Genomic DNA, 10,944 nt, shown 5'->3' with positions numbered 1-10,944 from the left:
GCCGCGGCGGTCCGAGCGGTCGGATACCTGGGCGGCGACCGGCCCGCTGCGGACGGGCCGCCCCCGTGTCGATGCTTGCCGATGCCGACGACATCGTCCGCGCCGAGGCTGTAGAAGCTTTCTGCACTGTGCACTACGAACCCGCGGTCGACGAGTTGGTCAGGATGTTGCGGGCGGACGACGCATGGCTGGTGCGGGAGTCGGCAGCGGAGACACTCGGGCACTACCCGGGGCAGGCGGGACTGGAACTGCTCGCCTGTATACGGGACGACGACGAGGAGATACCGGTCTGCCGTTATGCGCTCGAATCGCTGCTGCAATCCGACGAATCGTTGATGCGGGGCGAGATCGCCGCGCTGGCCGAGGAGTACGGGGACGATCCCGCGTTCGGCGCGGATGTCCGGATGGTCGCATATCGCCTCGGCGACCGGGCGCAACTCGGGATCGTGGCCGAACGTGTCGCGAGCATGGACGAACACGCAGGCAGCTTGCTGCTGAACATGCTGGGCCGGCTCGCCGCGCAACCGGTTCCGCCGGCGCTGGTCGACGATATGCCGGTCATCGACGGAATATTGTCGGTAATCGTGCTTCGGTGGCCCTTGCAGCGCCCCCACGTCGGATCGGTTCGTGACAGTCTGCCGTCGTTGCCGCCGGCCTCCGGTGAGTGACCCCGCGAAAGCGGGGCCCTGTTCCTGCGCCGTCCCGGTGGTCGACACTGTGGCGGGCGGTCGGTCGGCGCGGACACTACCACCGGGACGGCGCAGGAAACGTCAGAGCTCGGCGAGCTTCGGCACCACCGGGGCGAATGTGTCCACCCACCCGGCCGGGGCCCCGCCGGGCGGCATGACGATCGCGGTGTGCACGCCGAGTTCGGCGTAACCCGCCATCTGACGGACGAAATCGTCGTGTGCGGTGGGGTCCGGGCTGCCCGCCAGCACGGTTTTGCGGATCCGGTCGTAATCGGTGCCCAGATCGTCGCAGTGGCGGCGCAGGACATCGAGTTTGTGCGCGACTTCCTCGGTGCTCGAGGCGAACAGATTGCAGGCGTCGCCGTAGCGGGCCACCAGCCGCAGCGTGCGCTTCTCCCCACCGCCGCCGATCAGCACGGTGGGCCGGTGCAGCGGCTGCGGCGAACACAGGGTTTCCGCCAGCTGATAATACTTGCCCTCGAACGGCCCGTTGTTCTGCGGATCCCACATCTGCGCGCAGATCCGCAGCGTTTCCTCCAGCCGGTCGAACCGTTCCCCGACCGGTGGATACGGCACACCGAGCCCGTGGTGTTCGCGGTCGAACCAGGCGGCCCCGATCCCGAGCGCGGCGCGGCCGCCGGAGAGCACATCGAGGGTGGTGACGATCTTGGCGAGCAGACCGGGGTGCCGGTAGGTCACGCCGGTCACCAGCAGGCCGAGTTCGAGCGTGGAGGTGTGCGCGGCCATGTAACCGAGGCTGGTGTAGCCCTCCAGCATGTTCGCCTCGGCGGGCAGCCCGGTCGGTTCGATCTGGAAGAAATGGTCCATGAACGACAACCAGGTCGCCCCGGCCGCCTCCGCCGCCGCGCCGACGAGTGCCAGCTCACCGGCGATGGCGCCGGTACCGCCGTCGATTTCGAAGATCGGAATGTGCAACCCGAGTTCCATCGGATTCGTCTCCCCTTGTCGTGGTGGTTTATCCGTCGAGCACACGCTACGACCTGGAGAGCGCTTCAGGCCAAGTCGTGATGGTGGGTCGCGGGTTGTATTCCCGGCGCCGCCCGCAACCGAGAGATCCTGTATCCGGCAGCAGTCCCAGCGGCAGCGCCTGATATGAGATCAGCGCAATCACACTGAACACACCAGGTACCTCGCAGAGCTTCGGCGGTCCGCAGCACTGAACGAGTTCGATACCGGCGGTTCGGCGACCGCCGCCACACGGTCGCGGGGAGGAAAGGAGAAGGGGTTCAGTGGGACCGGTAGTAGGTTTCGGGGGCTACCAACTCGGAGAGCTGGAGTAGTGCTGTGGTGCTGGACGTACCGTCGGGGGCAGTGAGGTTGGGCGCTGGGCAGTGCCCCATCGAGGTGAATCCTGAGGTTTCGAGCGCACGTACCGGGGCACCGGGCTGCAGGTTCAGCGCCGAACGGGCCCCGCTGTGCAGGATGTCGGGGTCTGGGTCGAGCTTGCTGACCTCGGTCGTGAATGGACCTTGGATGCGCGCAAGAGTGCCTCTCGGCAGCATCGCACGTTCCGCCAGTGCGGGGATCGAGCGTTGCAACAGGTCTTGCTTGATCTCCGGTGAAAGGGACGGGTCGGCGTAGTGGAAGAGACCGACGAGTCTGGCGGCGGTCTCCGTCTGCTTTCCCAAGCTTTTGTGCAGGTCCGCTTTGCTGTCGTCGCCCGGATCCCGGAAAAAGTTGTCTCTGCTCGTGTATTGGCCCGGGGTGGCTCCACCCTTCTGCATGGCCCGCTCGAAGTCGGCGTACCAGGTGTCTTTCACCTGTTCGTCGAATTGCCTCGAGCGGAGGAGCTCGGCATGGTAGTTCGCGTATCGGCCACCGGGTCGGCATTGGTCCCAGAACTCGTCGGCGTCGTTCTTCAGCAGCTGCAGCAACGCGTGCTGGAAACGCTTATGCGGGCCCAGGACGGGGTGGTTGGTGCCGGGTGCCTCCCCGACCGAAGAGGGGACGGCGGGCTCTCCCCGGGCCACGCGCGCGCGGGCGGTGGCGAGGGCACGGTGTACCACCAGGTCTACACGGAACCCGTTGGTCACCGCTAGCCAGCCACGGGCGGCCTCGTAGCGGGCTGTGTGCTCCAGTTTCTCGATTGCGGCCGGGGACAGGACTCGGTCGGTGGAGCGGGTGTCCATGTAGGCCCGATGCACGTCGCGGCGGAACTCGTGCCCGATCACGGCAGCCGCGCCGGGGTCGGCCCGCAGCTGCTGATGCGCTCTGGCGGTGTAGCGGGCCCGTGCGGCGAGGAACGCCGGGTTACCCCGGCCGACTACATCTGCGGCCCCGTGACCGGTTGTCACGTGGGGTCGCCCCGGTAATTCTCCCGCTCCGGCCCGGGGAATGGTGGCGGCCGCGCGCTCCGACGCGGTGTTGATCCCCCGTCGTGTGGCGTCCAACCCGGCGCTGATCCGTCGTAACGAGCAGGCCGCGGCCTCGGCTGCCTTGTCTGCGGCCTCCTTGAGCCGCCTCACGAGCTCTGGACCTATACGATCGTTCCGCAAACTTCGAACCTTAACTGGATCAACCGGTTTGTTCGGTGATCATAAGACAGAACCCGTATCCGATTCATTGCGAGATCACAGGGCACGGTCATCGGAAGCTCGCACGACAGTAGAACAACCTGGCCTGGTCCGCCGCCGGGGCCGACATGGCCCAGAACTCCTGAAGCTGTCACAAGCCGCAGAGATCGACGGCCGGCCCGCGCAGATGAGGGGGACTACTGGCAACCACACGCCGGATCCTCGGCCACGGCCGGATCCACGAACGCCCGGTCCCCTGGGGTCAGCGTGAAGAACGGAACAGCTCCTCGCGGCTGATCACCGGGAACCCCCGCAGGCGTTCCAACTCCTCGTCCGCGAACACCCGCGCCACGAACCCTGACCTCCAGCACGCCGATCAACCTTCATCGGCAGCCAAGCCGAGCACCAACCACCCGCCCCGCACCCCGAACACGAAAACCTGCTCTACCAGCCCGCTACGCCATATCCGCCCGAAATTCGGCCGATACTACGGCGTCCCCGCCTTCTTCCGGCGGCGATACCGCACCCGGCACGGCTGCTGTAGCTGGACGACCATCTTGGAGTGATCATTGCGGTAGGACTGCGACGGTTGCATCATCTCGAATTCCCAGTCCCGCAGCAGCACCGAGAAGATCGCCTTGAGCTGCATCAGCGCGAAGGCGGCGCCGACGCAGCGGTGGCGTCCGGCCCCGAACGGGATCCAGGTCCAGCGGTTGACCAGGTCTTCCTGGTTGGGGTCGATATAGCGGCCGGGATCGAAACTGTCCGGGTTCGGGAAATCCTCGGGCAGCCGGTTGGAGATCGCCGGGGTGGCGGCCACATGATCTCCGGGCTCGATCCGGTTCCCGCACACCTCGAACTCGCCCTGGGCCACCCGCATCAGGATGATGAGCGGCGGATGCAGCCGCAGCGTCTCCTTGAGCACCGCCTCCAGCTGCGGAATCCGGCGCAGCGCGTGAAAACTCACCTCCTGACCGTCGGCGTAGAGCTCGTCGAGTTCCTGCACGACTGCGGACAGCACTTCCGGATGCCGCAGCAATTCGATCACCGACCAGGCGGCGGTACCGGAGGTGGTGTGGTGGCCGGCGAACATCATCGAGATGAAGATGCCGGTGACCTCGCCGGCACTGAAATGCGGGGTGCCGTCCTCTTTCTGCACCGAGACCAGCACATCGAGCAGGTCGCGGTCGTCCTTGTCGGCGGGCGGGTTCGCGATCCGCCCGTTCATGATCTCCTGGACGAGTTCGACGAGCGCGGCCCGGGATTCGTCGCGGATCCGGAAGCTCTCGATCGGCATGTACGGGTCCACATACGCCAGCGCGTCGGTACCGCGTTCCAGGTTGTGGTAGAGGTGCGCGAACCGGCTGTCCAGTTCCTCGCGGAACTTCGTCCCGATCAGACAGGCGGAGGATGTGTAGATGGTGAGTTCGGCGAAGAAATCGAGCAGGTCTATCTCGCCTTCCTCGCCCCAGCCCGCCAGCATCCGGTCGACCTCTTTCTCGATGGTCGCCGCGTGCCCGCGCATCTGGTCGCCGCGCAGCGCGGAGTTGTGCAGCATCTCCTTGCGCCGTTCCGGGCTGGCGTCGAATACCACGCCCTCGCCGAAGATGGGCTTCATGAAGGGGTAGGCGGCGGCCTGGTCGAGGTCGGAGTCGGCGGCACGGAAGAAGAATTCGTTCGCTTCGGCGCCGGTGAGCAGGACGACGTGGCGTCCGGCGAGCTCGAACTGGCCGACGTCACCGCATTCCGCCCGCACCCGGCGCATGAGCGCGATCGGGTCGGTCCGGAATTCCTCCAGGTGGCCGTGTTCGTGTTCGCCTCCGGACACCCGCGGCGGTTTCACCGAAGTCATGTGGAAATCCTTCCCCAGATTACTGTCCAGGATCTATGGTAGACACCTGTCTGGACAGTACTACGGGATGTTGCGCGCAAGCAAGGCGTGTCACCTCTCTCCATCCCTGGCGCGCTGTCGGGATGCCATATTGTCCGGCGAATCCACCGCCACCGAACTCGTCGACACCTGCGTGCGCACCTTCGGTGCCGTCGACGTACTCGTCAACTGCGCCGGGTCGCCGAACCCGCCGGCTCCTCCATCCTCGACGTCAGCACCCGCGATCGGCGCGCCCTGCTCGACTCCCACCTCACCACCAGTCGAAGAACTGCTCCCCGCGGAGTGGACGGCCGCCTCCGCCACCGGCACTCCCGAACAGTGCGCGAGCCGGATCGCCGATCAGTTCGCGGCCGGCGCCGACGGCGTGATCCTGCACGGCAACACACCCACCGAACTCGCACCCGTTCTCGACGCGTGGCGGCGCCACCAGCCTGTACTCGCACGAGGAATAACCCCGCACACCCCTCCGTTCAAGTAGATGCAAACGCATAGAACCTACGGTGGGAGTGACACACGATGCAGTTCGGAATCTTCTCGGTCAGCGACATCACCCGCGACCCCGTGACCGGCGTGACGCCCAGCGAGGCCGAACGGATCGACGCGATCGTGCAGATCGCGCGGAAAACCGAAGAAGTCGGCCTCGACGTCTTCGCCATCGGCGAGCATCACAACCCGCCGTTCTTCTCCTCCTCACCGACCACCCTGCTCGGCCATATCGCGGCCACCACCGAGCGACTGATCCTCACCACGGCGACCACCTTGATCACCACCAACGACCCGGTGAAGATCGCCGAGGACTACGCCATGCTGCAACATCTGTCCAAGGGCCGCATGGACCTGATGCTCGGCCGCGGCAACACCGGCCCCGTCTACCCCTGGTTCGGTAAGGACATCCGCGCGGGCCTGCCACTGGCGCTGGAGAACTACAACCTCCTGCACCGGCTGTGGCGCGAGGACGTCGTCGACTGGGAAGGCAGCTACCGCACCCCGCTGCAGGGCTTCACCGCCACCCCGCGTCCGCTCGACGGTGTGCCCCCGTTCGTCTGGCACGGCTCCATCCGCACCCCGGAAATCGCCGAACAGGCCGCCTACTACGGCAACGGTTTCTTCGCCAACCACATCTTCTGGCCCACCGCGCACTCGCTGCAGCTCATCGAGTTCTACCGGCAGCGTTTCGAACACTACGGTCACGGCACCAAGAAGCAGGCCATCGTCGGACTCGGCGGACAGGCCTATATCGCCAAGAAGTCCCAGGACGCCTGGAACGAATTCCGCCCCTACTTCAACGAAGCCCCCGTCTACGGTCACGGCCCCTCCCTGGAGGACTTCGCCGAAATGACCCCGCTGTCGGTCGGCAGCCCGCAGGAGATCATCGACAAAACCCTCACCTTCCACGACACCTTCGGTGACTACCAGCGCCAGCTGTGGCTGATGGACCACGCCGGACTGCCGCTGAAAACCGTGCTGAACCAGCTCGACCTGCTCGGCGAGGAAGTCGTGCCGATCCTGCGCAAGGAACTGGAGGCCCGCCGCGACCCAGAATCGGCCCCGGCGCCCACCCATCGGGCCCGCGTCGCCGCCGAATACGGCGACGAGCCCGCCCGGCAGGCCCGCCCCCACGCCAACCAGGGCGACAACCTGGCCGGCGCCAGCCCCTACCAGGACACCGCGAAGACCCCGGCCGACAAGTGACCAGAACCAGCGGACGGCTCGCCAACGACGCCTGGGAAGCGGTACTCACCGCCCACGCGGTACTGATGAAACAGTTCGCGGCCCAGGACGTATGGCACGGACTCACCATGCGCGAATACGACGTCCTCTACACGCTGTCCAAATGCCCCGAACCCATCCGCCCCGCCGAACTCAACCGGCACGTCCTGCTCACCCAGCCGGCGCTGTCCCGGATGGTGGACCGGCTCGTCGACCGCGGCCTCGTGCAACGCACCCCCGACCCGCACGACGGCCGCGGGGTCCGGCTCTCGCTCACCGACGAGGGCCGGACCCGGCAGCGCCGCATCGGCGGCCGCCACGCCGTCGGCGTCGCCCGCGCCCTCACCGGCGCCCTCACCGACGACGAACTACGCACCCTCGAACAGCTCTGCGGCAAACTCGCCGACACCACGCAAAGGAACGAGATATGAACACCACCAACGGCCAGGGCACCACCCCCTACCGGCTGGTCGTGGTCAGCGGCGGCACCAGCAACCCGTCCTCGACCCGCATGCTCGCCGACCGGGTCGCTGCCCGCGTCGGCACCCTCGCCGGCCGGCGCGGCGCCACCGCCACCGTGCACGTCATCGACCTCCGCGAACTCGCCACCGAGATCACCACCGCGCTGGTCTCCCAGCTCATGGGCCCCAAGATGACCGCCGCCATCGAAACACTCGGCGCCGCCGACGGCCTGATCGTCGCCGCCCCCGTCTACAAGGCCGCCCCCAGCGGACTGCTCACCTCCTTCTTCCACGTCCTCGACAACGACCTGCTCATCGCCAAACCGGTGATCCTGGCCGCCACCGCCGGCAGCTCCCGGCACGCCCTGGTCGTCGACGAACAGATGCGCGCCCTGTTCGCCTTCCTGCGCACCATGACCGTGCCCACCTCCCTGTTCGCCGCCTCCGAGGACTGGAGCGACACCGACCTCGACAAACGCATCGACCGCGCCGCCCTCGAACTGGTGCTGCTGATGGAGAGCGGTTTCGCGCACAAGGTCAAAGACGAATCGTGGAACAGCTACCAGCACAGCTTCGGCAGCGCCGGCGGCACCGAAACCGGCGTCGACCTCGACACCGACCTCATGCGGCTGGCCGCCGGTGGGGGAGCGACGGTGAAACCCCGGGCCTGACCGCACAGCTGCCCGCGCCGCGGAGGCGTCACAGCCCGCGGCGCGGCCCCGCGAGCCCACCTGCCCGGTACACGTCACCGCCGAGAACCCGCGCTCGCGCGTGTTAGTTTGCTGCGGTGACCGCACCCGCCGAAACCATCGACCAGGTCACGCGATATCTCGACCTCGCCGGCGTCTTCGCCTGCGCGATGCTCGGCGGCGCGGTGTCCCGTACCGAGAAACTCGACCTGTTCGGGTTCCTCGTCGTCGGTATCGTCTCCGGCCTCGGCGGCGGCATCATCCGCGACACCCTGCTCCAGCAAGGCCCCCCGGTAGCACTCACCGACTACGCCTACCTGCCCACCGCCGTAGGCGGCACGCTCATCTCGTTCCTCATCCATCTCAGCGAACACGCCTGGGACCGCCTCTTCACCGCCCTCGATGCCGCCGTCATCGGATTCTGGGCGGTCACCGGCGCACAGAAAACCCTCGCCGCCGGCCTCGGCTGGCTCCCCGCCGTACTGCTCGGCATCACCACCGCCGTCGGCGGCGGCGCCACCCGCGATGTCCTCCTGCGACGGGTCCCGGCCGTCTTCGGCGGCAACGGTCTCTACGCCACCGTCGCCGCCGTGGTCGCCGGCACCATGGTCGTCTGCACCTACCTCGGCGCGCCCGCGATCGGCATCGTCGCCGGCATCGTCTTCTCACTCGCTCTCCGCCTCGCCGCTGTCCACTACGACTGGGGCCTGCCCAACGGCCTGGACTGGCAGCCACACACCCGCCTGGCCGCCGCCGTCCGCGGCGTCCGCACCACCCGTCGCGGCCGTACCCGCGACCCCGGCACCGAAGACAGCAGCTGACACCCGACCCCGAGCGGAGAGGCACTACCGATGAAGCGTGACGCCGCCACTGTTCTGACCGGCCTGGACGCCGCCCGCGAGGAGATCGAGAACCACTACCGCGACCTGCACGCCCACCCCGAGCTCGGCATGAGCGAACACCGCACCGCCGCGCTCGCCGCCACCGCGCTGCGCGACTACGGCTACGACGTCACTACCGGCATCGCCGGCACCGGAGTCACCGGCGTCCTCCGCAACGGCCCCGGCCCCGCCGTGCTGCTGCGCGCCGATATGGACGCCCTGCCGGTCGAGGAAGCCACCGGCCTGCCCTACGCCTCCACCGCCACCGTCGACCGTGGCGGCGTCCCACAACCGGTCATGCACGCATGCGGACACGACGTCCACGTCGCCTGCCTCCTCGGATCCGCCCGCCTGATGGCCGAGGCCCGGCACGCCTGGCACGGCACGCTCATCACGCTGTTCCAGCCCTCGGAAGAGAACGGTGACGGTGCTCGCGCCATGGTCGCCGACGGACTCACCGGCAAGATCCCCGCCCCCGACGTCGTCCTCGGCCAGCACGTCCTGCCCTATCCCGCGGGCTCCGTCGGCACCTGCCCCGGACCGTTCCTGTCCGCCGCCGACAGCCTCCGTGTCACCCTGCACGGCCGGGGCGCCCACGGCTCCCAACCCCAGGCCTCCGTCGACCCGGTCGTCATGGCGGCGATGTGCGTGCTGCGCCTGCAGACCGTGGTATCCCGGGAGATCGCGCCCACCACCCGCGCGGTCGTCACCGTCGGCAGCATCCACGCCGGCACCGGACCCAACCTCATCCCCGACGACGCCGTACTCGAAATCAATATCCGCACCTACGAGCCGGAAGTCCGCGAGCACGTCCTCAACGCCATCGAACGGATCGTGCGCGCCGAAGCCACTGGAGCCGGCGCCCCACGCGAACCCGACTTCGAGCGGATCACGACGTTCCCGCCCACCGTCAACGACCCGGAAACCACCCGCCGGGTCGCCGCAGCCTTCACCACCGCCTTCGGCGCCGCCGCCCACACCATCGAGCCCCAGACCGCCAGCGAAGACATCAGCGAAATACCCGCGGCGTTCGGCGTCCCGTTCACCTACTGGGGGCTCGGCGGCACCGACCCGGCCGCCTTCGCCGAAGCCGTCGATAAAGGCACCCTCTTCCAAGACATCCCGGTCAACCACAGCTCCCGGTTCGCGCCCGTACTGCAACCCACCCTCGACACCGGAGTCACCGCGGTCATCGTCGCCGCGCTCGCCTGGCTCGGCACCGCGGACGACGCCGGCAACCCACCACCGGGAACTGGGCAACCCGGGCACGATATGGGACGATCGGCCACGTGACCAGCAGACCCACCGCGGATCAACACCTCCGCGACCTCGCGCTGTTACGCCGCGTCCGCGACCGGATGGACCGCGAATACGCGCAACCACTCGACGTCGAGGCACTCGCCCGCGGTGTCAACATGTCCGCCGGACACCTCAGCCGCCAGTTCCGCCTCGCCTACGGCGAATCCCCGTACGGATACCTGATGACCCGCCGCATCGAACGCGCGACGGCCCTGCTGCGCCGCGGCGACCTCACCGTCACCGAAGTCTGCTTCGCCGTCGGCTGCTCCTCACTGGGCACCTTCAGCACCCGCTTCACCGAACTCGTCGGCATGCCGCCCAGCGCCTACCGGCGCCAACAAGCCGACGCCACCGCCGGCATCCCATCGTGCACGGCCAAACAGGTGACCAGACCGATCAGGAATCGAGAAGCCCCGGTGACCACCCCACAGTTAGCGTGAGCGGCATGGACATCACCATTCACGCCAGCTACCTGCCCCAGGACGATCCCGAAGCCGCCATCGGGTTCTACCGCGACACCCTCGGCTTCGAGATCCGCAACGATGTCGGCTACAACGGCCTGCGCTGGATCACCGTCGGCCCCGCCGGCCAACCCGGAACCTCCATCGTGCTGCACCCACCGGCCGCCGACCCCGGCATCACCGACGAAGAACGCACCACCATCGCCGAAATGATGGCCAAGGGCACCTACGCCGGAATCAACCTCGCCACCGAAGACCTCGACGGCACCTTCGAACGCCTCCAGGCCGGTGATGTGGAAGTGGTCCAGGAACCCACCGAACAGCCGTAC

At 67.8% G+C, this 10,944-nt stretch carries 12 protein-coding genes; 9 read left to right on the top strand and 3 right to left on the bottom strand.

Annotated elements, in window-relative coordinates:
* Positions 1–71 precede the first annotated feature (71 nt).
* Positions 72–668 carry a HEAT repeat domain-containing protein gene (locus ACLML9_RS24750; protein WP_411947770.1) on the top strand — a complete coding sequence of 199 codons (597 nt, stop codon included), beginning with the start codon at positions 72–74 and terminating at the stop codon, positions 666–668.
* Between the two features lie 102 nt (positions 669–770).
* Here the strand turns inward: ACLML9_RS24750 and ACLML9_RS24745 are convergent, their stop codons facing one another.
* The 3 genes from ACLML9_RS24745 to ACLML9_RS24735 form a co-directional block, all read right to left on the bottom strand.
* On the bottom strand, positions 771–1,637 hold the full coding sequence (locus ACLML9_RS24745) for an LLM class F420-dependent oxidoreductase (RefSeq protein WP_411947768.1): 867 nt from the start codon (positions 1,635–1,637) through the stop codon (positions 771–773).
* Between the two features lie 299 nt (positions 1,638–1,936).
* Complete coding sequence (locus ACLML9_RS24740) at positions 1,937–3,175, bottom strand: hypothetical protein (RefSeq protein WP_411947767.1); 1,239 nt, start codon at positions 3,173–3,175, stop codon at positions 1,937–1,939.
* Positions 3,176–3,710: 535 nt separating this feature from the next.
* Positions 3,711–5,075: a cytochrome P450 gene (locus ACLML9_RS24735; RefSeq protein ID WP_411947766.1), complete on the bottom strand. Its 1,365-nt coding sequence runs from the start codon at positions 5,073–5,075 to the stop codon at positions 3,711–3,713.
* A 130-nt stretch (positions 5,076–5,205) separates the two neighbouring features.
* Here ACLML9_RS24735 and ACLML9_RS24730 point away from each other — a divergent pair, with 130 nt between their 5' ends.
* The 8 genes from ACLML9_RS24730 to ACLML9_RS24695 all read left to right on the top strand — a co-directional run.
* Positions 5,206–5,592 (top strand): hypothetical protein, encoded by a 387-nt coding sequence (locus ACLML9_RS24730; protein ID WP_411947765.1) that lies wholly within the window; start codon positions 5,206–5,208, stop codon positions 5,590–5,592.
* A 38-nt stretch (positions 5,593–5,630) separates the two neighbouring features.
* Entirely contained in the window at positions 5,631–6,806 is a 1,176-nt protein-coding gene (locus ACLML9_RS24725; protein WP_411947764.1) for an LLM class flavin-dependent oxidoreductase, read from the top strand.
* On the top strand, positions 6,803–7,255 hold the full coding sequence (locus ACLML9_RS24720) for a MarR family winged helix-turn-helix transcriptional regulator (protein ID WP_063057817.1): 453 nt from the start codon (positions 6,803–6,805) through the stop codon (positions 7,253–7,255). The genes ACLML9_RS24725 and ACLML9_RS24720 overlap by 4 nt, the downstream gene beginning before the upstream one ends.
* Entirely contained in the window at positions 7,252–7,956 is a 705-nt protein-coding gene (locus tag ACLML9_RS24715) for a CE1759 family FMN reductase (protein WP_411947763.1), read from the top strand. Before ACLML9_RS24720 ends, ACLML9_RS24715 begins: the two co-directional genes overlap by 4 nt.
* Positions 7,957–8,072: 116 nt before the next feature.
* Positions 8,073–8,795 carry a trimeric intracellular cation channel family protein gene (locus ACLML9_RS24710; RefSeq protein WP_411947762.1) on the top strand — a complete coding sequence of 241 codons (723 nt, stop codon included), beginning with the start codon at positions 8,073–8,075 and terminating at the stop codon, positions 8,793–8,795.
* A 30-nt stretch (positions 8,796–8,825) separates the two neighbouring features.
* Positions 8,826–10,148 (top strand): amidohydrolase, encoded by a 1,323-nt coding sequence (locus tag ACLML9_RS24705; protein ID WP_411947761.1) that lies wholly within the window; start codon positions 8,826–8,828, stop codon positions 10,146–10,148.
* A gap of 65 nt (positions 10,149–10,213) precedes the next feature.
* Positions 10,214–10,594 (top strand): helix-turn-helix transcriptional regulator, encoded by a 381-nt coding sequence (locus tag ACLML9_RS24700; RefSeq protein ID WP_411947769.1) that lies wholly within the window; start codon positions 10,214–10,216, stop codon positions 10,592–10,594.
* Positions 10,595–10,599: 5 nt separating this feature from the next.
* Positions 10,600–10,944, top strand: a 345-nt coding sequence (locus ACLML9_RS24695; protein ID WP_411947760.1) for a VOC family protein, incomplete at its 3' end; no start/stop codon positions are given.

Origin of the sequence: Nocardia sp. NPDC002869 (assembly GCF_046764065.1) — a bacterium.
Lineage (GTDB): Bacteria > Actinomycetota > Actinomycetes > Mycobacteriales > Mycobacteriaceae > Nocardia > Nocardia rhamnosiphila.
The sequence above is the reverse complement of the archived record's forward strand: the minus strand, read 5'-3'. Positions and strand labels throughout refer to the sequence as shown.

Bases quoted from the DNA above. Each gene is read 5' to 3' on its own strand.
- ACLML9_RS24725 (WP_411947764.1), top strand. From the start codon at position 5,631: ATGCAGTTCGGAATCTTCTCGGTCAGCGACATCACCCGCGACCCCGTG.
- ACLML9_RS24750 (WP_411947770.1), top strand. From the start codon at position 72: ATGCTTGCCGATGCCGACGACATCGTCCGCGCCGAGGCTGTAGAAGCT.
- ACLML9_RS24735 (WP_411947766.1), bottom strand. From the start codon at position 5,075: ATGACTTCGGTGAAACCGCCGCGGGTGTCCGGAGGCGAACACGAACAC.
- ACLML9_RS24700 (WP_411947769.1), top strand. From the start codon at position 10,214: ATGGACCGCGAATACGCGCAACCACTCGACGTCGAGGCACTCGCCCGC.
- ACLML9_RS24745 (WP_411947768.1), bottom strand. From the start codon at position 1,637: ATGGAACTCGGGTTGCACATTCCGATCTTCGAAATCGACGGCGGTACC.
- ACLML9_RS24715 (WP_411947763.1), top strand. From the start codon at position 7,252: ATGAACACCACCAACGGCCAGGGCACCACCCCCTACCGGCTGGTCGTG.
- ACLML9_RS24705 (WP_411947761.1), top strand. From the start codon at position 8,826: ATGAAGCGTGACGCCGCCACTGTTCTGACCGGCCTGGACGCCGCCCGC.